This is a genomic window from Pseudomonas sp. K2I15, from assembly GCF_002204795.1.
In the GTDB taxonomy this organism is placed as follows: Bacteria; Pseudomonadota; Gammaproteobacteria; order Pseudomonadales; family Pseudomonadaceae; genus Aquipseudomonas.
On record NZ_NIXO01000007.1, the window covers coordinates 126,074 to 152,820 of the forward strand.

The window sequence follows — 26,747 nt, forward strand, 5'->3', positions numbered from 1 at the left end:
TTGCGGGTTCTGGTAATCAAGACCTCATCCCTGGGCGATGTGATTCATGCCTTGCCGGCGTTGACCGACGCGGCGCGGGCGATCCCGGGCATCCGTTTTGACTGGGTGGTGGAAGAAGGCTTCGCCGAAATCCCCACGTGGCACCCGGCGGTGGACAAGGTGATCCCGGTGGCGATCCGCCGCTGGCGCAAGAACATCTGGCAGACCCTCAAGAGTGGCGAATGGCGGCGCTTCAAAAAGAGCGTGCAGTCGACCAAATACGACTTGGTGATCGACGCCCAAGGCCTGCTGAAAAGTGCCTGGCTGACTCGTTACGTACGCGCCCCGGTGGCGGGCTTCGACAAGCAATCGGCTCGCGAGCCGTTGGCGGCGCACTTCTATTCCCGGCGTTTGGCCGTGGCCCGTGGGCAGCATGCGGTGGAGCGCTTGCGCCAGCTGTTTGCCGTCGCGCTCGGTTACGACCTTCCAAAAGGCCTGGGCGACTACGGGCTCAGCGTCGACAAGCTGTTGGGCCTGCCGCCGAAAAAGCCGTTTGTACTGCTGCTGCACGGCACCACCTGGGACACCAAGCACTGGCCGGAAGCCTACTGGCGCGACCTGGCCGAACGCATGGACCGCTTTGGTGTGGACGTGAAGTTGCCATGGGGCAATGCCGCCGAAAAGGCGCGCGCCGAGCGCCTGGCCAAGGGCCTGAAAAACGCCGAAGTGCTGCCCAAGCTGAACCTGGCGGGCGTGGCCCGTGTGCTGGCGAATGCCAAGGCGTGTGTGGCTGTGGACACCGGCCTCGGTCACTTGGCCGCGGCACTGGATGTGCCGACGATTTCCCTGTTCGGCCCCACCAATCCCGGCTTGACCGGCGCCTACGGCAAGGCGCAGATCCATCTGGCCAGCGACTTCCCGTGTGCGCCATGCCTGCAAAAGAAATGCACCTATCAACCGACCGCTGAAGACCAGCGCCGCTTTGATCTCAAGCGTGAGTGGCCACTGTGCTTCACTCGCCTGAACCCTGAGCGTGTCGCAACGCGATTAAGCACGTTGTTATTGGCTGAGGAGCACTGATGCAACTGGCTTTTGTCCTCTACAAGTACTTTCCCTTTGGTGGCCTGCAGCGCGACTTCATGCGCATTGCCCTGGAATGCCAAAAGCGCGGCCATCAGATTCGCGTCTACACCCTGATCTGGGAAGGCGAGGTGCCGCCGGGCTTTGAAGTGCTGGTGGCGCCGGTCAAGGCGCTGTTCAATCATCGGCGCAACGAAAAGCTCTACGCCTGGATCCAGGCCGACCTGGCCAAGCGCCCGGTTGATCGCGTGGTGGGCTTCAACAAGATGCCGGGGCTGGATGTGTACTTCGCCGCCGACGGTGTGTTCGAAGACAAGGCCCAAAACCTGCGTAACCCGATGTACCGCTGGTTCGGTCGTTACCGGCACTTTGCCGAGTACGAGCGGGCAGTGTTCGACAAGGGTGCCAAGCCCCAAATCCTTACGATTTCCCGGCAACAGCAACCGCTGTTCACCCAGTATTACGGCACCGAGCCTGAGCGCTTTCATCTGCTGCCGCCGGGCATTGCCCGCGACCGTCGCGCGCCACCCAACGCCGCTGAGATTCGCGCTGAGTTTCGTCGTGAATTCGGCTTGGCCGAAGATGATTTGCTGCTGGTTCAGATCGGATCCGGCTTCAAGACCAAGGGTGTCGACCGCAGCCTCAAGGCGGTTGCCGCGCTGCCGTCGAGCTTGAAGAAACGCACCCGGCTATTTGTAATCGGCCAGGATGACCCCAAAGTATTCCAGTTGCAGAGTGCCGCACTGGGCTTGGGCGATCAGGTGCAGTTTTTCCAGGGCCGCAGCGATATCCCGCGTTTCCTGCTGGGGGCCGACCTGTTGATTCACCCGGCCTACAACGAGGCGGCCGGCAATGTGCTGATCGAAGCGGTGGTCGCCGGCCTCCCGGTGCTGGTGAGCAAGGTCTGCGGCTACGCGTTTTACATTGATGAGGCCCAAAGTGGCCGGGTGTTGGACGAGCCGTTCGAGCAGGCCCAGCTTAACCAGTACCTGGTGGATATGCTCGACGATGCACAAGCGCGCGCGGCCTGGAGCCGCAATGGTCTGGCTTTCGCTGAGACGGCCGACCTCTATAGCATGCCGCAGTACGCTGCGGACCTGATTCTGGCGGAGCCAAACCGATGAAGTTGATTCTTGCCGAACCGTTCAAGACCCTTTGGGCCGGACGCGATGCGTTCGCCGAAGTCGAGAAGCTGGACGGCCAGGTGTTCCGTGAGCTGGCCGCGCGCCGTACCTTGCGTACGGAAGTGGACGGCCGCCATTATTTTGTAAAGATCCACCGGGGAATCGGCTGGGGCGAAATCCTCAAGAACCTGATCACCGCCAAGTTGCCAGTATTGGGCGCAGGCCAGGAGTGGGACGCGATCCAGCGTCTGCAGGAACTCGGCGTGCCCACCATGACCGCCGTGGCCTTTGGTGAAAAGGGCAGCAACCCGGCCGACCAGCACTCGTTCATCGTCACTGAAGAGCTGGCGCCCATCGTCAGCCTTGAAGACCTGACCATGGACTGGGTCAAACAACCGCCCGTGCCGGCTATTCGGCATGCCTTGACCGTTGAGCTTGCACGCACGCTGGGCGCGATGCACCGAGGTGGCGTGAACCATCGTGATTGCTACCTGTGCCATTTTCTGTTGCACACCGACCAACCGGTCACCGTGGACAACATCAAGCTCTCGGTGATCGACCTGCACCGTGCCCAAGTGCGCCCGAAGATTCCACGGCGCTGGCGCGATAAGGACCTGGCCGGGCTTTACTACTCCGCACTGGAGATTGGTTTGACCCAGCGCGACAAATTGCGTTTTCTCAAAGCCTACTTTCAGCAGCCTTTGCGCCAGATCCTGGGCGAGCACAGCGCGCTGCTGGCCGCGCTGGAGCGTATGGCTGCCAAGCTCTACGCACGCAAGCAACGATACGGGGATGCGCTCTGATGGCGGGTTGGAACCTGGAACCCGCTTACGCCGCCCTGGCGGATGACTTTGGTAGCCTGGAGGCGGTGTTTGCCTTGCAAGGCGAGCGGCTGACCCGCGATCCGTTGTCCGAAGTGATTCGCGTAGAGCGCGGCGGGATCAATTATTACGTCAAGCGCTACGTCGGCGCGGGCAAGGGCTTGCGCCGCTACCTGGGCAAAGCTCGGGTCAAGTCCGAGTGGCAGAACCTCAAGCGATTCGCCAAGTGGGGCATCCCGACCGCCGACGTGATCGCCTGGGGGCTTGAGCGCAAAGGCCTGGCTTATCACCGTGGGGCGATGATCACTCGTGAGTTGCCCAAGACCGAAGACTTGTCGGTGTTGGCCGAGCGCAACGACCCGCGATTGTCTGACCCGGTGTGGGTCAATAACATCAGTCGCCAGCTCGCTGAATACACGCGGACCATGCACGACAACCGGTTTACCCACAACGATTTGAAGTGGCGCAACTTGTTGGTCGACGACCAGCAAACCCTGTACCTGATCGATTGCCCCAACGGTGATTTCTGGCGCGGGTTCTGGCTCAAATACCGCATCACCAAGGACCTGGCCTGCCTGGACAAGGTCGCCAAGTATCACTTGTCGGCCACCCAGCGCCTGCGCTTCTACATGCAGTACCGTCAGCGCAAACACCTGGGCGCGTCGGATAAACAGCGAATTCGCCACGTGGTGAAGTTTTTCGAGGGGCGAGAATGAGTGATTTCCTGGCGGCCGAAGATCGAGCATTGCTTGAGCGCAACGGCCTCGGCACTTTTGACGCGCTGTGGGCCAAGCAACTGGACGCGGTGGACGAGCCCAATACCAGTCGCGGCGGCTGGAGCAGCGTGTTTCGCCTCGAGCTCGAAGGCCAGGGCTACTACCTCAAGCGCCAGAGCAACTACCTGACGCGTACCCTGCACCGGCCGTTTGGCGAGCCGAGTTTTGCCCGCGAGTTTCGTAATATCAGCCGCTATCGGCAGTTGGGCATTCCGGCGTTGCAGGCAGCGTTTTTTGGTGAGCGCAAAGTGGCCGGCGAGCATCGGGCGATGTTGCTGACCCGGGCGCTGGACGGCTGGAATGATCTGGATTCATTGCTGGAGCAATGGTCTGATTTGAGCGGCCAGCAGCAGCGAGCGATCTTGCTGGCTTGCGGTCAGCTTGCTCGCCAGTTGCACAGCGTGGGCCAGGTGCATGGCTGTTTTTATCCCAAGCATATTTTCCTGCAGGCCGTCGGCGACGGCTATGCGGCGCAGTTGATCGACCTTGAGAAAACCCGCCCGCTGTTGTTCGGCTGGCGTGACCGGGTCAAGGACCTGGAACCGCTGTTGCGCCGTGCGCCGCAGTGGTCGGACGATCAGGTTCGCCAACTGTTGGCGGCGTATCTGGATCAGTCTGAAGACAGCGCATTGGTCGCCACCTGGAACCAGCGCCTGGCCGCCCGGCGCAGTCACAAGGAGAAGCGTTGATGCGTTTGTCCGAACTGAAAAATGCCGGCCGTACGCCAATCCTGCCCTTGAGCATCGAACTGGCGGACGCTGCGGGTACCGGGCAGTTGCAACTGCTCAGCCTGCTGCGGGTATTGCCGGGCCAGCGCTATGTCGGCGCAGCGGTGTGGCGTGGGCGCCCGGTGCTGGCCAAACTGCTGGTGGGCAGCAAGGCGGCGCGGCATTTTCAGCGTGAATTAAAAGGCGTGCGGCTGCTGGCCGACCAAGGCCTGACCACGCCGCTGTTGCTGGCCGATGGTCTGCAAGAGGGCGAGGGCGGTTGGCTGCTGTTCGAGTTTCTGGAAGGTGCCGACAGCCTGGCTGATGCCTGGCACGCGGTCGAAGGTTTGCCGCCGCTGGCTGACGAGCAGCAAGCGGTGCTGGCCGAAGCGCTGGGCGCGATTGCGCAGATGCATGCCAAGGGCCTGTGGCAGGAAGATCTGCACCTGGACAACCTGCTGCGCCAGGACGGCAAACTGTATTTGATCGACGGTGCCGGGATCTGCGTCGAAGAGGCGGGCACGCCGCTGTCGCGCAACCGGGTGCTGGAAAACCTCGGGGTGTTTTTCGCGCAATTGCCGAAAAATATCGAGCCGTTTACCGAAGAGTTGTTGGTGCACTACCTGCTGAGCAACGGTGAGCACGGGTTGCCGCTGGAAGCGTTGCAGAAGCAGGTACGCAAAGTCAGCGTCTGGCGCTTGAAGGATTTCCTGAGCAAGGTTGGCCGTGAGTGCACGCTGTTCAGCGTAGTGCGCGGGCCGTTTGCCTTGCGCGCGATTCGCCGCGAGGAAGAGGCGGCGATGCTGCCGGTACTGGCGCAGGCCGATGCGCTGCTCGACCAGGGCCACCTGTATAAAACCGGTGGGGCGGCCAGTGTCGCCAAGGTCGAGGTGGCCGGTCGGCCGCTGGTCATCAAGCGCTACAACATCAAGGGTTTTGCCCATTGGCTCAAGCGTTTCTGGCGACCAAGCCGGGCCTGGCATTCGTGGCGCGAAGGCAATCGCCTGGCGTTCCTCGGCATTGCCACGCCCAAGCCGCTGGCGTTGCTGGAGAAGCGTTTCCTGTGGCTACGCAGCCGGGCTTACCTGGTGACCGAGTACCTGCCAGGGCCGGACATCATCGAGCGGTTTGCACCGTATGTTGAAAGTGGCGAGGCGCCTGAGGCTGAGTTGCTGGCCCTTGATCACTTGTTCGCAGAGCTGATCCGCGAGCGCATCAGTCATGGGGACTTTAAGGGGCATAACCTGTTCTGGCATGCGGACCGCTGGGCGCTGATCGACCTGGATTCGATGTGTCAGCACGGCTCCTTGAGCAGCTTCGCCCCGGCGTATGCAAAGGATCGGGCGCGGTTTATGCGTAATTGGCCTGAGAGCAGCGCGCTGTATCGGGTGATTGATCAGCGGTTGCCCAGGCAGATCGGCGGCGCGGGCTGAATCGGGCCTTCGGCCCTTTCGCCAGCAAGCCCCACCTTCGATCGCGTCTGCTCAGGATGAATGCTGCCAAATGTGGGAGCGGGCTTGCTCGCGAAGGAGATAGCTGCGTCACCGCAATACTTGGTCAGAACTGATACTCGGCACCGGCGCCTGCATACCACGACCGTCCCGGCGCCGCTTCGTAGTAGCGGCCATTGCCGTCTCCGACAATCACCGACCCTACGTACTGGCGATCCAGCAGGTTATCCAGTCGCAGGGTTTGGTGAAACGTCCAGTGCTCCACCTTCTGTTCAAAGCGCGCGCGCCAGTTGAATACGCTGTAGCCCGGTGCCGCGTGTTGCTGGTTGGTGTCTTCGACGTAGACCTTGCTGCGGTACATGCCTTCCAGGGCGGTGCTGACCCAGTCCCGGGGTTTCCAGTTGAGTTCGGCGAATAGCGTGGTTTGCGGGACGCCGGGGAGGTAGTTGCCTTTGTCCACTGGTTTGCCGCCGCCAACGAAGTCGCTGTCGTAGGTGGCTTGCAGGCGGGTGTAGGCGATGTTGGTGCTCCACTGCTCGCTGAGCTGGCTTTCGATGCCCAGTTCGAAGCCGCGGCGCAGGGTGCGGCCGGCGTTCTGGTAAGTGGTGCGGCCGCCGCTGGATTGTTGCACCACTAACTCATCGTCCGTGGTGATTTGGAACAGTGCGGCATTGACGCGAGTGTCCTGGCCAACCCGTGCTTTTAGGCCAGCCTCATATTGCTTGCTGACCGACGGCTTGAGCGCGAAGTTAAAACCATTCGCGGTGCTGGAGTAGGCCGACTCTGCCTGGGTAGGTGTTTCAAAACCTTTGCCGGCGCTGACATAGCCATGCAGGTCGGGAGTGAAGGCGTACATCACGCTGACTGACGGTGTGTTTTTCTGGTATGTCTTGCTGCCGCTATCGTTGCCGTCACTCAGGAAGTGGTCGTCCACATCCATTTTCATGGTGCTGTGGCGTAGCCCTGCTTGCAGCGTCCAGTCGCCCAGCAGCCAGTTGGCCTGGACGAACGGATCGAGGCTGGTGGCCGTGTCGATTTCGTCCCGGCCCAGGGCGCCTTTTACGCCATGCTCGCCGTTCAGGGTGTTGGAATAACCTTGGCGGTCGTCCTGGCTGCGGTCGTAATCCAGGCCGGTGATCAGCGTCAGGTCGCCGGGTGCGCTGTTGATGGGTTGTAGCCAGTGCAATGAGCCGCCGTAGAATTTCCGCTCAAAGTCCACCACGCCACCGCGCTTGTCAGATGTTGAACCGCCTGGAATCGACAAATACTGAATCACGCTGCGCCGCCCGGTATACGCATTCACTTGCAGCGTCGCGTCACCAAAATATCGTTCGTAGTTCATTCCCAATTGCTGGTGGTCGATGCTTTTCCGAGTGTTGTACTGCTCTGCGAGGGGACTCACCGAGCGTGGATCGGCTTTGTATGCAGCCCACGTCTGCCCCAAGGGATCCTGCGTACCATTCTGCTCCAGGCTGCTGTAGATCAGCGCCAGCTTGCTGTCTTCATCCGGCTCGAAATTGAGCTTGGCAAAGGTCTGGTCGCGGCGCGCGCTGCTGTGGTCGCGGTAGCCATCGGTGTCCATGCGTGAAGCGTCCAGCACAAAGCCTGCGCCGTCTGCCGAACCTTCGGTGGTCAGGTGGTTTTTGCTCAGGCCGTCACTGCCCACCAGGGTCTCGGCACCAATGCGCGGCGGGCCTTCGCCGTTGCGGGAAAACATCTGGATCACGCCGCCAGCATTGCTGCCATACAGCGTGGCGGCCGGGCCACGCAGGACTTCGATGCGCTCGGCGGTGTCGAGGTTGAACGTGGCGGCCTGGCCCTGGCCGTCCGGGGTGCTGGCGGGGATGCCATCAGCAATCAGCTTGATGCCGCGCACACCAAATGCCGAGCGTGCACCGAAGCCGCGGGATGAAATCTGCAGGTCCTGGGCGTAGTTCTGGCGATTTTGAACCACCAGGCCGGGAACGCGAGACAGGGCTTCTGACGCGTTGATGCCCAGTTGACCGTCGCTGATTTGCTCGCGGCTGATGCTGTCCACGGAATACGGCAGGTCGAAGCTTGGGCTGGCACTGCGCGAGCCAGTGACCACGCTGGGGTCGAGGACCAATGGGGCTTCGTCGGCCTGGGCGCCGTTGTACAGGCCCAGCAGTCCGGGAAGCAGCATCGCAAAACGAGTGGGCACAACAACTTTCATGAGTAAACCAGGATCCATGGCGCACAAAAGTGCGCGAGTTTAACGTTTCAGCCAGCTTTTACCATTTCGGAATCCTCCTACATGGCGCGGCGGCGCCCGGGGTCTGGGTCGCCTACAGGGCCGATGTTAGCGTTGCAGACCATTCAGAGGGCTGGCCATGACGCTAAAAATGACTGCTGCGCTAAGCATCGGACTCCTTGTGTTGAGCGGCTGTGGAACGTTCAACACGGTGTTGCGCGAAGACGCGACAGCGGCACGTGAGCTCAGGAAGCAAAAAACCTATTGCCAGTCCATTCCCCGTGTCTACAGCGGCGTTGCCTTTGATTTTTGCCTGCTGCATGCCGCGCCGGACCCCACCGGCATACTGGTGCCGTTCGTACTATTGGATATAACGGTTTCGGGCATTGTTGATACAGTGATTCTGCCCTATACGGTTTACAGGCAAGCTACTGATGGCAATATCAGTATTTACTGGCGGCCCGGTGCATGAGTATCGGGTGAATGCCCACACTTATGCCAAATGGAGTTGTCCATGAGTCTTGCAACCAAAGCCCTTTTCGCTGCGGCTCTGGTATCCGTCGCCGGTTGCGGCACGATCAACACGGTGTTTCGCCCGGACGCCGTTGCCAGCCAGAACCTCAAGGAATCGCGCAGTTATTGTGAAAACGTGCCGCGTATCTACAGTGGGGTGATCTACGGTTTTTGCACGCTGAACGGCGCACCCGACAGCAACAAAGACCAGACGCGGGATGCCTCCGGAGCCTGGCCGATCTTCGCCGCCGAGTTCGTGGGCTCCGGCGTGCTGGACACGCTGGTCCTGCCTTACACGATCTACCGCCAGAACAAGGACGGCAGCATCGAGATTTTCCGCTAGGCCCGCAGTGACAACCGGTCGCCACAATCCCTAGATCATCACGGGACGTGTTTACGCTATAATCCCGCCCTTTAGCTGTTTCTCGCCCAGGCGGGGAGCACACTTTTTTCAGGCGTGACGCGCCTGCATGCAGACTAAAAGAGGCTAGACCCCTGTGGCATTGACGATTCTTGGCCTGTCCGGCGCCCTTAGCCATGATCCTTCCGCAGCCTTGTATATCGACGGCAAGCTGATCGCGGCCGCCGAAGAAGAGCGCTTCGTACGCGACAAACATGCAAAGAACCGCATGCCCTACGAGTCGGCGAAGTTCTGCCTGGAACAAGCCGGTATCAAGCCTTCCGACGTTGATGTGGTGGCGATTCCGTTCGCACCGATCAGCCTGTTCGGCGAGGCCCGCTGGCACTACGCCAAGCGTTACTGGTACGCCCCGGACCGCGCCCTCGACGCGATCTTGATGGGCAACCGTCGCTACAAGCGCTACCGCAACAAGATTGTCTGGTGCCTGGAGCAACTGGGCTTCGATCCGAAGAAAATCAAGATCGAGCCGGTTGAACACCACCTGGCCCACGCCTCCAGTGCCTATCACTGCTCCGGCTTTCAGGAGAAGACTGCGATCCTCGGGATCGACGGCAAGGGCGAGTACGCCACCACGTTCTTCGGCTACGGCGAAAACGGCAAGATCCACAAGATCAAGGAATTCTACGACCCGGACTCCCTCGGCGGCCTGTACGGCGCGATCACCGAGTTCCTCGGTTTCGAGATGCTTGACGGTGAGTTCAAGGTCATGGGCATGGCGCCGTATGGCGATGCCAGCAAGTACGATTTCTCGCGCCTGGCCTCCTTTGAAAACGGCGAGCTGGTGATCAACACCGACTACGCCAACGTCATCGGCCTGCGCCGCTACAAAGAGAAGGGCAAGGGTTTCTACTTCTCGCCGAAACTGATCGAGTGGCTGGGCCCGAAGCGCGAAGGCGACATCGCTGACGAGCCGTACATCCACTACGCGGCCAGCATGCAGGCGCTGTTCGAGAAGCTGGCGTTGCAGATGATCGACCATTACCTGGGCGACATCCTCAAAGACACTGGCAAGCTGGCCTTCGCCGGCGGTTGTGCGCTGAACGTCAAGCTGAACCAGAAGATCATTGCCCGTGACGACGTGAAGGAGCTGTTCGTGCAGCCGGCGTCCGGCGATGCCGGCACCGCGGTCGGTGCGGCAGCGTACGTGTCCCACGCCCGTGGTGTACCGGTGGAGAAGATGGAACACGTCTATCTCGGCCCGTCCTACAGCAACGAAGACGTAATCGCCGCCTGCGCCAAACACCCGAGCAAGCCGGTGTGGCGCCAGATCGAAAACACCCCGAAACGCATCGCCAAGATCATGGTCGACGGCAACCCGGTGGCCTGGTTCCAGGGCCGCATGGAGTTTGGCCCACGCGCCCTGGGCGGGCGTTCGATCATCGGTTGCCCGAGCGCTACCGGCGTGGCTGACCGGATCAACCACCAGATCAAGTTCCGCGAGCGCTGGAGGCCTTTCTGCCCGTCGATGCTCGACACCGTTGCGCCACAGATGATCAAGGTCGATCACCCGGCGCCGTTCATGACCTTCACCTTTGAAGTGTCGGAAGAATGGAAAACCCGAGTGCCGGAAGTGGTCCATGAAGATGGCACCTCCCGCGCCCAGGTGCTCAAGCGCGAATACAACCCGCGCTACTACGACATGATGAAAGAGCTGGAAGTGCTGACCGGCAACGGTGTGTCGCTGAACACCTCGCTCAACCGTCGTGGCGAAGCGATGATCTGTTCGCCGACGGATGCGCTGAACATGTTCTTCGGTTCTGACCTGCAGTACTTGATCATGGAAGACATCCTGGTGGTCAAGGACGGCGTAGACCCTTATGACGCTGTGGTTTAAATGCTGAACCGCTTTCAGGGCTGGCGTGAACGTGGCTGGACGCCTGTCGAGGCCGAGGTTTACGCCCAGGCCTGGCAGCGTTTTGGAGGCAGCGTGGCGACCCATCCGCAGATCGTCGAGCGGCTGGCGCACCTGGCGCAGATTCCGGTGCGTTACCTGGGCTGGGAGCAGGATGGCGAGCTGAAAGGCGCGATTGCCACCTGGGGGCGCGACCTGGCCTTGTCCAAGGACGTGCTCAAGCGCAAAGGCAAAAAAGGCCTGTTCGATCTGGGTAACGCCGAGATCATCCTGCCGATTGCCGCCGATGCGCAGCTGCCGTTGCGCCATCGGGCGCGTTATCTGTCGGCGCTGAATGAAGGGCGCGTGAGCACCCTCAAGCCCCAGGCCGAGCAGTTGGCCATGGCGCGCACACCGGAAGAGCTGTCGAAGAAGTTTCGCTACAACCAGCGGCGCGAATTGCGCTTGCTGGAAGAGGCGGGCGGTGTGGTGCGGGCGGTCAGCGAGTTTTCCAGCAGCGAACTGGCGGCGATTTATTGCGACCTGTTCCAGCGACGCTGGGGCTTCCCGGCAGCGGGTGCCGAGCGTCTGGCTGAAGTGCTGGAGTTGCTCAAGGAATTCCTGTTCGGCTCGGTGCTGTTTCTCAATGACGCCGCGATTGCCGTGCAACTGGTGTATCAGGTGCAGGCGCCGGCGTGGGTGAGTGCCGAGTACGTCAACGGCGGTGTCGACCCGCAAACCAAGGCATTCAGTCCCGGCAGCGTACTGAGCTTTCTCAATACCCAAAGTGCCTGGGAACAAGCGCGGGCCAGCGACAAGCCCCTGCGTTTTTCCTTCGGGCGTTCCGATCGTGAATACAAGGAGCGCTGGTGCAACCCGGTGCCGGTGTTCAGCGTATGAGCCGCAAGCAGCAACTCCTCAAGCAACATCGGCGCAACAAACGTATCGCGCTGTTGGTTGGCCTGTTGCTGCTGGTGGCGCTCGGTGTGCTGGTGGCCTGGTGGTTGCCGCTGGTGCTGGCCGTGGTGCTGTGGGCCGCGCATGAAGCCTGGTTTGCCGATCACCTGTTCTACTCGCCTAAAGACGACTATGAGTACGCGTTTCCTGAGGGCAGCGAGTGCCCCGGTCTGCGTCTCGAAACCGGGCGACTGGTGTTGGACACGCCCTTGGTGGGCGATGAAACCCTGATCGTCGCCATTGAACTCAAAAGCTCTTGGCTCGGACGTTTTCTGGATCCCTCGGTAGAGTTGCTGGGCCTGGATGCGCCGGACCGGCAAGTCTTCGAGCGTGGCGTCGCTGGCCGGCGCTACCTCAACCTGACCGGCGCGGGTGAAGCACTGGCCAGCGGCAAGTTGCGCTTGCGTGGGCGCTTCTGCCGGATCAAGGGCCAGCCGAGATTGTGGCTGTTCCGCCAGCCGGATTACCGTCGCCAGCGTGTGATGGTGATTGCGCCCCATGCCGACGATGCCGAACTGGCCGCCTTCAGCCTTTACAGCCAGGCCGATGAGAGCTGGATCGTCACCCTCACGGCGGGCGAAATAGAAGCCGATCATTATCAGCACATGGGTATGCCCAAGGCCGATGCTGCACGAATCAAAGGCCGCCTGCGTGCCTGGGACAGCGTTACCGTGCCTCGCTGGGCGGGTGTTCCCGAGGCGCAGTGCGTGCAGTTGGGTTACTTCTGTATGCAACTGCCGGCCATGCAGGCCGCGCCGGACCAGCCCCAGGCTTCCCGGGAAGCACAACTGGACGATACGCGGCTGTTTCGCCAGTTCAATGCCCTGGCCTTGCCTGGCGATGTGGATGGCGCCCCGACCTGGAACAACCTGATTGCCGACCTGCGGGCCTTGCTGCTCAAGGCCCGCCCGCAGGTGATCGTGTTGCCGACACCACTGCTGGATCCGCACCCGGATCACATCTGCGCGCACGCCGCGATTCTCCAAGCTCTGCAAGGTCTGGAATGGCAGCCGGGCACATTGCTCGGCTACGCCAACCACCTGCATGATAATGACCGCTGGCCCATGGGCGACTCGGGCGCGGGCGTGGCCTTGCCGCCGCGTTTCGACTCAACGCTTGAGCTTGTACCCTGCAGCTTGCCGCTGACATTGAGCCAGCAGCAGGACAAGGCCATGGCGCTGGGCATGATGCACGACCTGCAGCCGCGAGCGCCGTTCAAGCGGCGCGTGCGCAGGTGGTTGCAGCAATTACTGGCGGGCCGCAGGCCATCGCCTTACGGAGAGAATGAGTTCTTCCGCAAGGCGGTGCGCCGTCATGAGTTGCTCTGGGTGTTGAAGCAGGATTGAGACCTTATTGAAGGCAGGCTTGCAGGGCCTGCCGCCCCTTTTTCGCCGGGCTGCGTGCCCGCAGCCAGATTGCAGCATGGAGAGTTATGAAACCTCGCTTCAAGGTTTTGCAGTTACAGCCGGACTACAACGTCAAGACCCACGACTTCGCCGACCTCGGCGAGCAGATCGTCAAGGCCTTGCCGGCTGAACGTTTCGAGGTCACCTCCGGGTTTCTCAGCGGCCGTCCGCTGCCCGGCCAGCCCCTGAGCGTGGCTGAACACTCGCATTACTTCGAACTGCCGGAAAAATCCCTCAAGGGCATTCGTTTGGGCGCCATGTGGCAGATCTACAAGTATTGCCGCGAGCAGAAATTCGACGTGGTCATCTGTAACCGCTTCAAGTCGGTCAACATGATGCTGTCCCTCAACCGCTGGTTGAAGATCCCGCTGTGCATTGGCATCTCCCACGGTTTTGGCGAGTACGCCCGTGGTTACCGCCGACGCCAGACGCAGAAATGGGTCAGCCCGGCGTGGCGGTTTGTCGGGGTGTCGGCGGCGGTCAAGGATTACCTGGTGGACCTCAACTGCGGGTTCACCCGTGAGAACACAACCTTTGTCACCAATGCAATCGACATTCCCCAGGCCGAAGCTTTGCAGTTGCCTCGCGATGAAGCGCGCAAGGCCCTCGGCCTGCCGCTGGATGCGCGAATGATTGGCGCCTTGGGCCGGCTGGTTCCGATCAAGGGCCACACCCATTTGCTGCAAGCCTTCGCCACACTGAAGGACAAATACCCTGCAGCCCAGGTGGGGATCATTGGTTCCGGCCGCGCCGAAGCCGACCTGCGTGCCGATATCGAGCGCCTGGGCCTGACCGGCCGTGCGCACCTGCTGGGCTTTCGTGAAGATGGCATGAAGTATGTGCGCGGCTTCGACATCTGGACCATGCCGTCGCTGTTCGAAGGCCTGGGCCTGGCGCTGCTGGAAGGCATGAGCGGCCATCTGCCGGTCATCGCCTCCAACGGCCCGGCGATGTTGCCGTTGGTGGAAGGTGCGGGCGGCTTGTCCCATGACCCCGGCAATGTCGAGCAACTGGCGGCGGCGCTGGACACCTACCTGGCACTGAGCGACGAACAGTTGCGTGCCAAGGGCGAGCAAGTGTTCCGCTACCTGGAAGAGAACCACACCCTGGATGAGTTCCGGCACAAGTACTTGAACCTGATCGAAACCGGTCTGCGTGAAGTAGGTAAAACATGAGTCTGCAGCAACCCCTGGTCACTGTGATCATCGCGTCCTACAACCATGGCCCGTACATCGAACAGAGCATCCTCAGTGTGCTCGGCCAGACCTACGCCAACATCGAGTTGCTGGTGGTGGACGACGGCTCCAAGGATGACAGCGTGGAGCGTATCCAGCGCTTGCAGGCTGAGCACGGGTTTGATTTCCAGGTTCAGCAGAACCAGGGCCTGACCAACACCTTGAACGGTGCCATCGCCCGTGCCAAAGGCAGCCTGATCGCGCCATTCGGCTCCGATGACATCATGCTGCCAGAGCGCATCGCCACCCAGGTTGCCTACATGGAAGGCAAGCCGAAGGTGGGTATCTGCGCCGGTAATATCGAATTGATTGATGGTGACGGCAAGCCGTACCCGGAGAAGAAGCAGCGCCGCGATTTGCCGTTTCGCAGCCTGGATTTCGACGATCTGTTCCTGGACCGCAAGCCCTTTCCTCCGGCACCGACCCTTATGATCCGCCAGCAGGCGCTGGAAGAGGTCGGCGGTTTCGATCCGCTGATTCCGCTGGAAGACTTGCTGATCGAGTTGAAGATCACCCACGCCGGCTACACCATCGACGTGTTGAATGTGGTGATGGCGCGCTATCGCCAGCACGCGACCAACACGTACAAGAATCATCGCTACATGATCCAGAACATCCTCAAGACCTACGGGTTGTTCAGCGATCACCCTGCCTATAATCAGGTTCGCTTCAACTTCCTGAACTCAATGTTCCTCAAGACCGCCGACCGCGACCGCCCGCTGGCGCGGGAGATCCTCAAGCAGATTCCTGTGAAGTTCTGGGGTCGCAAGACCTTGCGGGGGTTGGTGCGGTTGTACCTGGCGCCGCAGCGCAGTTCATAGCACTTGGGCCTGGTCATTGCGTAAACCGCAATGGCCAGAAGCCTGGAACCTCAGCGGTTCAAACCATTATTTTACCGGGCTCGCGACCTGCACGACCGGGCTGTTGAGCTTCAGCACCTGCTCACGGATTTTCGCCGTGGCGCTTGGCGATGCCACCGAAGCATAGCCATTGGCCAATTGCTCGAAATGCGCTTCGAATAGCCAGTTACGGTCTTGTGGATAACGTTGCATGTGCCGCAGGTTGCGCTGGCGCAGGGCGTTACGCAGGGCCGACGGGTAGATGCGCATGTCTGCTACGTCGATCAGGCCGAACTCGCCGTCATCCATCAGCAGTACGTTGCCCAGGTGCAGGGAGCGGAAGTACACGCCGCGCTCGTGGAGTTGGGCCATGAACCCGCCGAAACGCTCAATCAGCGATTCCCGCAGGCTGCTGTCCAGGCTTTGCAGGGCCTGGCGCAGGGTCAGCCCCGGCAGCGGCTGATAACGTACGGCGCTGCTGGCATCCGTCAACTGGTACAGATTGAGGATGACCGGTGATGGAATGCCCAGTGCGCGCAGTTGCTCGCTGTTGCTGGCAAAGCGCTCCGAATACGGATTGAAGCTGCCGGAGGTGTACCAGCGACGGGGGCGGAACAGCTTGAGGAAGCTGCCATCCTCCAGGCGCAGGACCTTGGGCCCCAGGCCATCGGCTTCAATCACGTGAGCGTTGGCACACAGTTGCTCGAAGTCTTGAGGTTTCAGGCTTTGCACCGGCATGCGCAGCAGGCTGCGGCGACGCTGGGCGATGCTCAGGCCGGCGATCAGCGCCAGCGGGATCCACAGCAGGAACCAGTGCTCTTTTGGCCGCGAGAGAATGCCGCCGCCTTCGGTCAGGCCGGCACCGATGCCGTAGACCAGCAGCGACGAAGCCAGGATGAACAGCGGCTGGGCGCGTTCCTTGAGGCCTTTGTACAAGCCCCAGCCAAGCATGAAGATCCACGGGATGAAGCCGATGATGCCGACGTAATAGAGCACGCCGAGGGCAAAGCTATGGGGCTCGCGCAGTTCATAGCCGTCGGCAAGCGTCAGGTACAGCTCTGAGTCGTAGCTGTGGCCGATCCAGGGGTGTTGGGCGATACGTTCTAGCGCCATGCCCCAGAGCTCGAAACGGAACGAGCTGCCGCGGTTGGTGAACTGCTCGGGGTAGAGCAGTAGCAGTGCCGCAGCGGCCAGCACCATGCCAGCGATCAGCAGGGCCGAGCGACGATTGCGATTGATGAAGCTCAGCCAGAGCACTGCAAGCGTGAGCGCAACCAGCGGCGTTCTCGAACCGGTGGCCAGGACCGCAGCGGCCATGATTGCCAGTGCCGGAATGCTGAACCAGAGTACCTGCAGACGCTTGGTGGTCATGCACACGTACAGCCAGTAAACGCAGAAGAATCCGAATATGTGAGAACTCAGCAGCGGGTTATCCAGGGCTCCACGCCCACCGATCATCCGTGTACCTTCAGAGAAAATGGGACCAAAGGCCACCAGGCTGCAGGCACTGGACACCAGTGCGATCAGCGCGGCGCAAAAGAAGATCGGCTTCAACAGTTCGTTGCGGTAATGCAGCCAAAGGCCGCAACCGGCAAACAGCATGAAGGTATGCAGTGGCCGTTTGAACAGGTCGGAGTCAGCGCTGTGTTCCGGGGTCCAGAGCAGGCTGGTCAGTGCCCAGGCCGAAAACACCAGGAACGCAATCGCCAGGGGCTCGCGCAAAACCTGCTTGAGTTCCGCCGGGCGCAGGCACAGCAGCAACAGTGTCGGCGCGCTGAACAGCACGTAGTAGAACCTGTGCAGCACATTTCGATTGGTGACAAAGAACAGCGAGCTCAGCAGTAACAACAAGCCGATGGGCAGAATCCATAGACACAGGAAGTCAAAAACGCGGTTTGAGCCGTATATCAGGCGCTTGGAGTGCATACAGAAAAGCCGTTCCAGAATAGAGAAAGCCGAGCATACTAAAGTAGTGGCTATTTAATGTCGCCCGTTGGATCCAACGGGATCGCGGGTGTGCCGGGTGCAAGTACAACAGAGAAGCTGTGCTAAAGTCAGCCTCCTTTTTCAAAACCGCCGCGTGATATGACCGACTCCAGTCCGAGCGCAAGCCCTTCGAGCTTGAAAATATACTTCCGCCTGCTCAGCTACGTTAAGCCTTATGCCGGCTTGTTCGCGCTGAGTATCGTCGGCTTTCTGATTTTCGCGTCGACCCAGCCGATGCTGGGGTACATCCTCAAGTACTTTGTCGACGGCCTGTCGAACCCTGAGGCGGTGCTGTTCCCCACGGTACCTGGCCTGCGGGACCTGCAACTGCTGCAGGCCGTACCGCTGTTGATCATCCTGATCGCCGCCTGGCAGGGCCTCGGCTCGTTCCTGGGCAACTACCTGCTGGCCAAGGTTTCCCTGGGCCTGGTCCACGACCTGCGGGTGCAACTGTTCAACAATCTGCTGACCCTGCCGAACCGCTATTTCGACAATCACAACTCCGGGCACCTGATCTCCCGCATCACCTTCAACGTGACCATGGTCACCGGTGCTGCGACTGATGCCATCAAGGTAGTGATTCGCGAAGGCATGACGGTGATCTTCCTGTTCGCCTCGCTGCTTTATATGAACTGGCGGTTGACGCTGGTGATGATCGCCATCCTGCCATTGATTGCAGTGATGGTCAGCACCGCGAGCAAGAAGTTCCGCAAGCAGAGCAAGAAGATCCAGGTCGCCATGGGTGATGTGACACACGTCGCCTCGGAAACCATCCAGGGCTACCGCGTGGTGCGTAGCTTCGGCGGTGAGGTGTATGAGCAGAAGCGCTTCCTCAAGGCCAGCCTGAGCAACACCAACAAGCAACTGCGCATGACCCGCACCGGTGCGATCTACACGCCGGCGCTGCAACTGGTGATCTACAGCGCCATGGCGGTGCTGATGTTCCTGGTTCTGTACCTTCGCGGTGATGCTTCGGCGGGCGACATGGTGGCCTACATCACCTTGGCCGGCCTGTTGCCCAAGCCGATTCGCCAGCTCTCTGAAGTCAGCTCGACCATCCAGAAAGGCGTGGCCGGTGCCGAAAGTATTTTCGAGCAGTTGGACGAAGACGTGGAACTCGATCGCGGCACCATCGAGCGCGACAAGGTCAGCGGCCGCCTGGAAGTGCGCAACCTGAACTTCACCTATCCGGGCACCGAGCGCCATGTGCTCAAGGACATCACCTTTACCGCAGAGCCTGGGCAGATGGTTGCCCTGGTGGGGCGTTCGGGCAGCGGCAAGTCCACGCTGGCCAGCCTGATCCCGCGTTTCTACCACCACGAGAGCGGCGAGATCCTGCTCGATGGCGTAGAAATCGAAGACTATCGGCTGCTCAACCTGCGTCGGCACATCGCCCAGGTGACCCAGCACGTGACCCTGTTCAGCGACACCGTGACCAACAACATCGCTTACGGTGATTTGGCTGGCGCACCGCGTGCAGATGTCGAAGCGGCGGCAGCCGATGCCTATGCCAAGGATTTCATCGACCAGTTGCCCAAAGGCTTCGATACCCAGGTCGGCGAAAACGGTGTGCTGCTGTCCGGCGGCCAACGCCAGCGCCTGGCCATTGCCCGCGCCTTGCTCAAGAACGCCCCGCTGCTGATCCTCGACGAGGCCACCTCGGCGCTGGACACCGAGTCGGAGCGCCATATCCAGGCGGCCCTGGACAAGGTCATGCAAGGCCGAACGACCCTGGTGATTGCCCACCGCCTGTCGACCATCGAGAAGGCCGACCTGATCCTGGTGATGGACGATGGCCGGATTGTCGAGCGCGGTACCCACGGCGAACTGTTGGCGCAGAACGGCTATTACGCCCGCCTGCACGCCATGGGCCTGGACGCGCCGATCCCGGCCGACATCACCTGATGTGTAGGAGCCGGCTTGCCGGCGATGGCATCACCGCGGTCGCACTAAAAATCGCAGTGACCGCATCGCCGGCAAGCCGGCTCCTACATTGCACAAGCCTTTGACAACCCTGTGGTAATATCGCGCCCCTGTTCATTTTGTATGTGGGTTGCTCCATGAAGTTGTCCATGCCGCGATTCGATCAAGCCCCTGTCTTGGTGGTCGGCGATGTCATGCTCGACCGTTACTGGCATGGCGGTACCTCACGGATTTCCCCTGAGGCACCGGTACCGGTAGTCAAGGTCGAGCAAATCGAAGACCGCCCAGGTGGCGCTGCCAACGTTGCCCTCAATATTGCCGCCCTCGGCGCCCCGGCCTCCCTGGTGGGTGTGACCGGCGACGACGAAGCCGCCGACAGCCTGGCCAACAGCCTTCGCGGCGCTGGCGTGCGTGCGCTGTTCCAGCGCATCCCCCACCAGCCGACCATCGTCAAGCTGCGGGTCATGAGCCGTCACCAGCAATTGCTGCGTATCGATTTTGAAGAACCCTTCGCCACCGACGCCCTGGCCCTCAGCGCCCAGGTCGACGAGTTGCTCGAAGGCATCAAGGTGCTGGTGCTGTCCGACTACGGCAAAGGCGCCTTGAGAAATCACCAGATGCTGATCCAGGCCGCCAAGGCCCGGGGCATTCCGGTGCTGGCTGATCCCAAGGGCAAGGACTTCTCGATTTATCGGGGCGCCAGCCTGATCACGCCGAACCTCAGCGAATTTGAAACCATCGTCGGCGGTTGTGTCGACGAGCACGAGCTGGTGACCAAGGGCGCCAAACTCATGGCCGATCTCGACCTGGGCGCCTTGCTGGTGACCCGTGGTGAACACGGCATGACCTTGCTGCGTCCCGATCAACCGGCCATGCACCTGCCAGCGCGGGCACGTGAAGTGTTCGACGTGACCGGTGCCGGTGACACGGTGATTTCCACCCTGGCCGCAGCCATTGCGGCGGGCGAGGAACTGCCCCACGCCGTGGCCCTGGCTAACCTCGCGGCAGGCATTGTGGTCGGCAAGCTGGGTACGGCGGCCATCAGCGCCCCGGAACTGCGTCGCGCTATCCAGCGCGAGGAAGGTTCGGAGCGTGGCGTGTTGAGCCTTGAGCAACTGCTGTTGGCGATTGACGATGCCCGTGCCCATAACGAGAGCATTGTCTTCACCAATGGTTGCTTCGACATTCTGCACGCCGGCCACGTGACGTACCTGGAGCAGGCGCGGGCCCAAGGCGATCGATTGATCGTGGCGGTCAACGACGATGCGTCGGTCAGCCGCTTGAAGGGGCCGGGTCGGCCGATCAACAGTGTCGACCGTCGTATGGCGGTGCTGGCTGGGTTGGGCGCGGTGGACTGGGTGATCAGCTTTGCCGAGGCGACTCCGGAAAACCTGCTGGCCCAGGTCAAGCCGGACGTGCTGGTCAAGGGGGGTGATTACTCGGTCGACCAAGTGGTCGGTGCCGATATCGTCAGCGCTTATGGCGGCAAGGTCAAAGTGTTGGGGCTGGTTGAAAACAGCTCGACTACGGCGATTGTGGAAAAAATCCGAAATAACGAGTAATGCTCGTATTTCTGTAGGAGCGAGCTTGCTCGCTCCTGCATCAAGTGCTCAGCGGTTCGCTTTTTTCGGCACGATCTTGCGCAATATCTGCCTCGCCTTGCCGGTCAATCGCTTCAGCTTCGACTCTTTCTCTGGCGCGCTCAGCCCTTGCTGCCGTAGCCAGTCCTTCCAGCGAATCCGCTCATCGCGCACGATCCAGCCTTCCTGCTGGGCAAAGCTCTCTGCCAGATACACCCCTCGCGTACTCGCCGGATACAGTTGATCCTTCTTCAGGGTGTACAGCTCCGCACACGGCTGTCCATCCTTCAGCGGCATCAGGTACAAGTCCGGGCGCTGGCGGTCCAGGCGGGCTACCAGTTGGTCACCCTCCAGGCGCTCGTCTACATGAAACAGGCTCAGTGACTTCGCCTCCTTCGGCACTTCCAGGCGCAAGTCATAAATCAATTGCAGCGAAGCCGTCGGCAGGTGCACGTAGGCCCGAGGGCGTTCAATCAATTGCATGGTGGCGCAGCGTACCGGGCGTGCGGCGCCCGACAGCGGCGAGAGGCGAAACGGTAACGCTTCGCGGTAGTGCAGGGCGGACGAGTAGGGCGCCGGCAACCACGTGTCGTTGAAGCGCCCGCCCAGCCAGCCTTCCGGGGTTTCCAGCAGGCATTCCTCGGCGATTTCCTGAATGGCGGTGTGCAGCGGCAGGTTCAGTTCGTGGGCCGGCACATAACCGGAGATCAGCTTGAGCACCACATCGCCGCGGTCTTGCCGGCGCTGGCGCACCAGCACCCAGTAATCACGGTTCTGCCAGTGCAGGGTGAGGCGCACCGAGACGCCAAGGTTGGCCAACTCCAGCACAAAACGCTCAGTGTCTTTCACCTCCACCGGCTTGCGCCGTTGCAGGGTCTGGGCGAAGTTGAGCGGCATACCGACGCTCTGGTAACTCAAGCCTTCGGGCGTGGCTTCGACATGCAGCGGCAGTGTTTTAAAGTTACTCGGGTTTTTTCTAATGAGCGTTCGCGCCATGTCGGCTCCTTCTTGCGTCGGGGTCGGCCGCGTCGGCGGCATCAGAGTTGGCGAATGACCTTGGCAGCGGTCGCTACGTTGTGTGCGAGGTGCAGCGGATTAATGGTCCCGACAATAGCACTGGCGACGCCGGTTTGCGCAAACAACAACATGAAACTGGCGTGAATTGGATCCACTCCTGATTCCAGGCATACATGGCCACTGGCTAGCGCCTTTTTCACCAGGATGCCTTTGCCGTGCACGGCCGCATAATCAATGACGGCCTTCTCGGCCTGTTCGTTCAGATTGTAGGTGACCATGGCGCAATCACCTTGTTCCAGAGCCTTTACGCCACCTTCGACGGTTTTGCCGGAGAGGCCGAAACCGCGAATCTTGCCCTCGCGCTTGAGGTCCGCCAGGGTCTGGTAAACCTCGCAATCATTGAGGATATGCAGGTCGTTGCCGTCGGAGTGCACGAGCACCAGATCGATAAAATCCGTTTCAAGTCGTTTCAGGCTGCGCTCGACGGAAAGCCGGGTATGGGCTGCGCTGAAATCGTGATGGGACACGCCCTCGGCAAACTCTTCGCCCACCTTGCTGACAATCACCCACTCCTGGCGCTGGCCGCGCAACAGCGGGCCCAGGCGTTCTTCGCTGCGGCCATAAGCGGGCGCAGTGTCGATCAGGTTGATGCCCAGTTGGCGGGCCTGGCGCAGCAGCATCCGCGCGGCGTCGTCATCGGGAATCTGGAAACCGCTGGGGTATTTCACCCCTTGGTCGCGGCCCAGCTTGACGGTACCCAGGCCCAGCGGCGAGACCAGCAGGCCGGTGCTGCCCAATGGGCGATGAAGATCATGCAGGGTTGGCAGGGTCATGGCAGCAGGTGCTCCCAGGCGGGTTGGGCGATGGCGGGTTTTGGCAGCTCAGGCAGTTTTTCGGTGGTGCCTGGCTTGATCCCGTCACGTTCCAGCGCATTGATCACCCGATCGGCGAAATCCGGTGCCAATGCCAGCTTGGTCGGCCAGCCCACCAGCAGGCGGTCCTGCTCGGCGAGGAAGGCGTTGTCCGGGCGGGTCAGGCCCGACTGCAGCGGCTCGGCGCGGTCCACGCGCAGGGTGGCCCACTGGGTTTGGCTCATGTCGATCCAGGGCAGCAGTTGGGCCAGCTCTTTTTGTGCGGTGGCGATCTGTTGCTCCGGGGTGCGGGCCACACCTTCGGCCTCGGCGATATCACCGCCCATGTACCACACCCAGTTACCGTCGGCGGCGGGGTGCGTGGTAACGGTGATGCGCGGCTTGGTGCCGCCGCCCAGGCAGTGGGCGTACAGCGGCTTCAGGCCGGGGCCTTTGGCGATGATCATGTGCAGCGGGCGGCGTTGCATGGCGGGCTGGCTCAGGCCCAGGGCGCTGAGCAGGTCAGCGGTGCCGCCACCGGTGCTGAGGACGATACGCTGGGCGCGAATCTCGCGGCCATCGACCTTCAGGCCTACCAGTGTGCCGTCTTCCAGCAACGGTTCGATCCGCTCCCCGGCCAGCAGGCCGTCACCGGCCAGTTGCGCCAGGCGCTCGATCAGGCTTGGCACGTCGACCACCAACTCGGCCAGGCGATAGACCTTGCCCTTGAAGCGGCGGTCTTGCAGGGCGGGTGGCAGGTCGTCGCCCTTCACTTGGTCCACGCGGCCACGCACGGCCTTGCTGGCGAAGAAGCTGGTGAGGTTGCCGGCGATAGTCCCCGGCGACCACAAATAGTGGGCTTCGGACAGCAGGCGCACGCCCGAAAGGTCCAGCTCGCCGTTGCCCGCCAGGGCTTCGCGCCAGCGGCGGGGCATGTCGGCGATGGCTTCGGAGGCGCCAGTCAGGGCGCCGTGCAGTGCGTATTTCGCACCGCCGTGGATGATCCCCTGGGACTTCACGCTTTGCCCGCCACCGAGGGTGGCGCTTTCCACCAGCACCGTGGAAAAGCCCTGGCGGCGCAGGCGCGCATTGAGCCAGAGGCCGGCAACCCCGGCGCCGACAATCAGAACGTCGGTGGAAATAACGGATGGCATGCAGCGACCTCAGTGTTCAAGACAAGAGGCGCAGTATACAGGCACAGAGCGGCGGCGATTTGTCGGTGATCAGTGCCCGGCGGTTTTCGAGAACAACTGAATCACCACCACCCCGAGCACAATCAGGCCCATGCCCAGCATCGCCGGGATGTCGAGTTTCTGCCCGTAGATAAACAGCGCTGCGATGCTGACCATCACGATGCCCATCCCGGCCCACACCGCGTAGGCGACACCGACCGGCACGGTACGCACCACCAGCGTGAGCATCCAGAAGGCCACGCCGTAGCCGACAATCACCAGCAACAGCGGGATCGGCGTGCTGAAACCCTTGATCGCTTTCATGGAAACGGTGGCGATCACTTCCGAGCAAATGGCAATGGCCAGATAATAGTAGGCGGCGTTCATGGGGTAAATCCTCGGTACAGGGGTTCAACCGTAGGAGCGAGCTTGCTCGCGAAAATCGTTAACGATAACGCAGCGCATCGGGTTTAACGCGGCGCTCTCGGGTTCTTCGCGAGCAAGCTCGCTCCTACAAAGGTCGGCATTTTAGAGCTTTACCAGATGCGGTAAAGTCATTACCTATCCGAATTTAAGATGGGTTGAGCCATGAGCGTGCAGTGGAGTCTTGAGCAAATGCGCCTGTTTGTCAGCGTCGCCGAGCAGCGTTCGTTTTCGGCGGTGGCGCGGGACCAGCGCAGGGCGCAGTCGGCGGTCAGTAACGGGATTGCTTTGCTGGAGGCCGACCTGGGCGTGTGCCTGTTCGATCGCAGCAGCGGCCGCCAGCCCCGGTTGACCGAGGCCGGCACGGCGTTGCTCGAAGAGGCGCGGGAGGTCTTGCGCCAGTGCGAGCGTCTGAACGGTCGCGCCTTGTCGTTGATGCGCGGTGAGGAGGCGCGCCTGCGCCTGGCTCAGGACGAGGCCATGCTCTATCAGCCGGTGCTTGATAGCCTCGAAGCGCTGGCGGGGAAATTTCCCAGCCTGGAAGTGCAGTTGTCCAGCGCTGCCCAAGGCGATGTCGCGCGCAAACTGGTGGAGCGCAAGGCCGATCTGGGCCTGCTGTTCTATCACGATCAAATTCCCGAAGCGCTGGAGCGCCGGGTACTGGGCAGCGTGGAGATGGTTACCGTGTGCGGTATCGGTCATCCCATGGCCAGGGAAAAGTTCGTGGACTGCCAGCGCCTGGCTCAGTTTCGCCAGTTGCTGATGGCGACCCAGACCAGTGTGTATCCCGGCAGCGAGGCCGCCAGCCCACAAGTGTGGCGCGCGGACAGCTTCTATGTGCTGGCTGAATGGCTGGCACGTGGCCTGGGTTGGGCCTGGCTGCCACGGCATGTGGTGCAGTACCCGGCCTATCAGAATCAGATGGTCGAGTTGAACAGCGAATGGACCCCGCCGGCCTTGGTGGTGGAGTTGGTCTGGCGCCGCGATGAGCTACTTGGCCCGGCCGCGCGTTTCCTCGCCGAACGTTTTGCCGAGTGCTTGCAGGCGATCGACTGAAAAAGCCGATAAACTCCGCCGCCATGAATAGAACTCTCTACAGCTGTCTGTTTTACCTGGCGCTGCCGTTGGTGGCTTTACGTCTATGGCTGCGGGCCCGCAAGGCGCCGGCGTATGCCAAGCGCGTGGGTGAGCGCTTTTCCTGGGGCTTGCCGGCGATGCAGCCCGGCGGGATCTGGGTGCACGCGGTGTCGGTGGGCGAAAGCATCGCCGCCGCACCGATGATCCGCGGGCTGTTGGAACGTTATCCACGGTTGCCGATCACCGTCACTTGCATGACGCCCACCGGTTCCGAGCGCATCCAGGCGTTGTTCGCCAACGAGCCGCGCATCCAGCACTGCTACCTGCCGTATGATTTGCCCTGTGCGTCCAAGCGTTTTCTCGATCGTGTGCAGCCGAAACTGGCGGTGATCATGGAAACCGAGTTGTGGCCCAACCATATTCACCAATGCGCCAAACGCGGGATTCCCGTGGCATTGGCCAACGCACGCTTGTCGGCGCGTTCGGCCAAGGGCTACGGACGTTTCGCTAAACTGACCGCGCCAATGCTGGCGGAGATGAGCTTGTTCGCTGTCCAGACCGAAACCGAGGCCGAGCGTTTCCGCAGCCTGGGTGCACGGCCCGAGACCGTCGAGGTCACCGGCTCGATCAAGTTCGACCTGACCGTCGACCCGCAACTGCTGGAGCGCGCCGCCGCCTTGCGTGAGCAATGGCACGCCAGCGAGCGTCCGGTGTGGATCGCCGCCAGCACCCACGAAGGCGAAGATGAAGTGGTGCTCGCCGCCCATCGCCAGTTGCTCGCCAGTTATCCCAATGCCTTGCTGATTCTGGTGCCGCGCCATCAGGAGCGCTTCAACCCGATGTTCGAGCTGTGCCAGCAGCAAGGTTTCGCCACGGTGCGTCGCTCCAGCGGCGAGGCGGTGACGGCGCAAACTTCCGTGTTGTTGGGCGATACCATGGGCGAGTTACTGTTTCTGTATGCCTTGGCCGACAGCGCCTTTGTCGGCGGCAGCCTGGTCGCCACGGGCGGGCATAACCCACTGGAGCCGGCGGCGTTGGCCAAGCCGGTTATTTGCGGGCCTCATGTGTTCAACTTCCTTGAGATCAGCACAATGATGCGCAACGCCGGCGCGCTGCAGGAAGTCGACGATGCCGAGGGTTTGGCGATGGCGGTACAGCGCTTGTTTGAACTGCCGCAGGACGCGCAGAAGATGGGGCAGGCGGGGCTGGCAGTAATGCGCGCCAATCAGGGCGCCTTGAAGCGTTTGCTGGACGGGTTGGGCAGACTGCTTAACCACTGACAACATCAATCAAATGTGGGAGCGGGCTTGCTCGCGAAAGCGCAGTGTCAGTCACCGAATATGTCGACTGATACACCGCTTTCGCG

Annotated in this window: 23 protein-coding genes; 17 read left to right on the forward strand and 6 right to left on the reverse strand. The window is 61.4% G+C overall.

Annotated features, from left to right (window positions below; genetic code table 11):
- From waaC to CEC48_RS07310, 6 genes are read left to right on the forward strand one after another with little or no spacing between them, the layout of a single operon-like run.
- A complete protein-coding gene (gene waaC, locus CEC48_RS07285) occupies positions 1-1,059 on the forward strand; it encodes a lipopolysaccharide heptosyltransferase I (protein ID WP_088423118.1) in 1,059 nt (352 codons plus the stop codon).
- Positions 1,059-2,183 carry a glycosyltransferase family 4 protein gene (locus tag CEC48_RS07290; protein ID WP_088423119.1) on the forward strand — a complete coding sequence of 375 codons (1,125 nt, stop codon included), beginning with the start codon at positions 1,059-1,061 and terminating at the stop codon, positions 2,181-2,183. The genes waaC and CEC48_RS07290 overlap by 1 nt, the downstream gene beginning before the upstream one ends.
- Positions 2,180-2,986 (forward strand): lipopolysaccharide core heptose(I) kinase RfaP, encoded by an 807-nt coding sequence (gene rfaP / locus CEC48_RS07295; RefSeq protein WP_088423120.1) that lies wholly within the window; start codon positions 2,180-2,182, stop codon positions 2,984-2,986. The genes CEC48_RS07290 and rfaP overlap by 4 nt, the downstream gene beginning before the upstream one ends.
- Complete coding sequence (locus CEC48_RS07300) at positions 2,986-3,720, forward strand: lipopolysaccharide kinase InaA family protein (RefSeq protein WP_088423121.1); 735 nt, start codon at positions 2,986-2,988, stop codon at positions 3,718-3,720. Before rfaP ends, CEC48_RS07300 begins: the two co-directional genes overlap by 1 nt.
- The gene (locus CEC48_RS07305) at positions 3,717-4,469 is read left to right on the forward strand and encodes a lipopolysaccharide kinase InaA family protein (protein WP_088423122.1); all 753 of its coding nucleotides are present in this window, start codon (positions 3,717-3,719) and stop codon (positions 4,467-4,469) included. Before CEC48_RS07300 ends, CEC48_RS07305 begins: the two co-directional genes overlap by 4 nt.
- Entirely contained in the window at positions 4,469-5,920 is a 1,452-nt protein-coding gene (locus tag CEC48_RS07310) for a lipopolysaccharide kinase InaA family protein (protein ID WP_088423123.1), read from the forward strand. The genes CEC48_RS07305 and CEC48_RS07310 overlap by 1 nt, the downstream gene beginning before the upstream one ends.
- 124 nt (positions 5,921-6,044) lie before the next feature.
- On the opposite strand, the gene CEC48_RS07315 is transcribed toward CEC48_RS07310, so the two are convergent.
- Positions 6,045-8,132 (reverse strand): TonB-dependent receptor, encoded by a 2,088-nt coding sequence (locus CEC48_RS07315; protein ID WP_176438684.1) that lies wholly within the window; start codon positions 8,130-8,132, stop codon positions 6,045-6,047.
- A 157-nt stretch (positions 8,133-8,289) separates the two neighbouring features.
- Here CEC48_RS07315 and CEC48_RS07320 point away from each other — a divergent pair, with 157 nt between their 5' ends.
- From CEC48_RS07320 to CEC48_RS07350, 7 genes are all read left to right on the forward strand, one after another.
- The gene (locus CEC48_RS07320; RefSeq protein WP_088423124.1) at positions 8,290-8,622 is read left to right on the forward strand and encodes a YceK/YidQ family lipoprotein; all 333 of its coding nucleotides are present in this window, start codon (positions 8,290-8,292) and stop codon (positions 8,620-8,622) included.
- A gap of 30 nt (positions 8,623-8,652) precedes the next feature.
- Positions 8,653-9,006: a YceK/YidQ family lipoprotein gene (locus CEC48_RS07325; protein ID WP_088423125.1), complete on the forward strand. Its 354-nt coding sequence runs from the start codon at positions 8,653-8,655 to the stop codon at positions 9,004-9,006.
- A 154-nt stretch (positions 9,007-9,160) separates the two neighbouring features.
- Complete coding sequence (locus CEC48_RS07330; RefSeq protein WP_076015509.1) at positions 9,161-10,918, forward strand: carbamoyltransferase; 1,758 nt, start codon at positions 9,161-9,163, stop codon at positions 10,916-10,918.
- Positions 10,919-11,815 carry a GNAT family N-acetyltransferase gene (locus CEC48_RS07335; RefSeq protein ID WP_088423126.1) on the forward strand — a complete coding sequence of 299 codons (897 nt, stop codon included), beginning with the start codon at positions 10,919-10,921 and terminating at the stop codon, positions 11,813-11,815. It abuts the gene before it with no gap.
- Positions 11,812-13,218 (forward strand): PIG-L deacetylase family protein, encoded by a 1,407-nt coding sequence (locus tag CEC48_RS07340; RefSeq protein WP_088423127.1) that lies wholly within the window; start codon positions 11,812-11,814, stop codon positions 13,216-13,218. Before CEC48_RS07335 ends, CEC48_RS07340 begins: the two co-directional genes overlap by 4 nt.
- Before the next feature lie 86 nt (positions 13,219-13,304).
- Positions 13,305-14,453 carry a glycosyltransferase family 4 protein gene (locus tag CEC48_RS07345; RefSeq protein ID WP_088423128.1) on the forward strand — a complete coding sequence of 383 codons (1,149 nt, stop codon included), beginning with the start codon at positions 13,305-13,307 and terminating at the stop codon, positions 14,451-14,453.
- A complete protein-coding gene (locus CEC48_RS07350) occupies positions 14,450-15,334 on the forward strand; it encodes a glycosyltransferase (RefSeq protein ID WP_088423129.1) in 885 nt (294 codons plus the stop codon). The genes CEC48_RS07345 and CEC48_RS07350 overlap by 4 nt, the downstream gene beginning before the upstream one ends.
- Before the next feature lie 66 nt (positions 15,335-15,400).
- Here CEC48_RS07350 and CEC48_RS07355 read toward each other — a convergent pair whose 3' ends face one another.
- Complete coding sequence (locus CEC48_RS07355) at positions 15,401-17,278, reverse strand: bifunctional O-antigen ligase/aminoglycoside phosphotransferase family protein (RefSeq protein ID WP_088423130.1); 1,878 nt, start codon at positions 17,276-17,278, stop codon at positions 15,401-15,403.
- Between the two features lie 159 nt (positions 17,279-17,437).
- Here CEC48_RS07355 and msbA point away from each other — a divergent pair, with 159 nt between their 5' ends.
- Positions 17,438-19,243: a lipid A export permease/ATP-binding protein MsbA gene (gene msbA, locus CEC48_RS07360; protein WP_088423131.1), complete on the forward strand. Its 1,806-nt coding sequence runs from the start codon at positions 17,438-17,440 to the stop codon at positions 19,241-19,243.
- 155 nt (positions 19,244-19,398) lie between these two features.
- On the forward strand, positions 19,399-20,823 hold the full coding sequence (gene hldE / locus CEC48_RS07365) for a bifunctional D-glycero-beta-D-manno-heptose-7-phosphate kinase/D-glycero-beta-D-manno-heptose 1-phosphate adenylyltransferase HldE (RefSeq protein WP_088423132.1): 1,425 nt from the start codon (positions 19,399-19,401) through the stop codon (positions 20,821-20,823).
- A gap of 48 nt (positions 20,824-20,871) precedes the next feature.
- Here the strand turns inward: hldE and CEC48_RS07370 are convergent, their stop codons facing one another.
- From CEC48_RS07370 to CEC48_RS07385, 4 genes are all read right to left on the reverse strand, one after another.
- Positions 20,872-21,837 (reverse strand): metal ABC transporter ATPase, encoded by a 966-nt coding sequence (locus CEC48_RS07370; RefSeq protein WP_088423133.1) that lies wholly within the window; start codon positions 21,835-21,837, stop codon positions 20,872-20,874.
- Between the two features lie 41 nt (positions 21,838-21,878).
- Positions 21,879-22,691 carry an aldo/keto reductase gene (locus tag CEC48_RS07375; protein WP_088423134.1) on the reverse strand — a complete coding sequence of 271 codons (813 nt, stop codon included), beginning with the start codon at positions 22,689-22,691 and terminating at the stop codon, positions 21,879-21,881.
- Positions 22,688-23,863: an FAD-binding oxidoreductase gene (locus tag CEC48_RS07380; protein WP_088423135.1), complete on the reverse strand. Its 1,176-nt coding sequence runs from the start codon at positions 23,861-23,863 to the stop codon at positions 22,688-22,690. Before CEC48_RS07380 ends, CEC48_RS07375 begins: the two co-directional genes overlap by 4 nt.
- A gap of 69 nt (positions 23,864-23,932) precedes the next feature.
- The gene (locus CEC48_RS07385; protein ID WP_003209492.1) at positions 23,933-24,268 is read right to left on the reverse strand and encodes a multidrug efflux SMR transporter; all 336 of its coding nucleotides are present in this window, start codon (positions 24,266-24,268) and stop codon (positions 23,933-23,935) included.
- 201 nt (positions 24,269-24,469) lie between these two features.
- Between CEC48_RS07385 and CEC48_RS07390 the strand changes: the two genes are divergently transcribed.
- Positions 24,470-25,360, forward strand: coding sequence for a LysR family transcriptional regulator (locus tag CEC48_RS07390; protein ID WP_088423136.1), 891 nt, complete (start codon positions 24,470-24,472; stop codon positions 25,358-25,360).
- Between the two features lie 23 nt (positions 25,361-25,383).
- Positions 25,384-26,661: a lipid IV(A) 3-deoxy-D-manno-octulosonic acid transferase gene (gene waaA / locus CEC48_RS07395; RefSeq protein WP_088423137.1), complete on the forward strand. Its 1,278-nt coding sequence runs from the start codon at positions 25,384-25,386 to the stop codon at positions 26,659-26,661.
- Positions 26,662-26,747 lie beyond the last annotated feature (86 nt).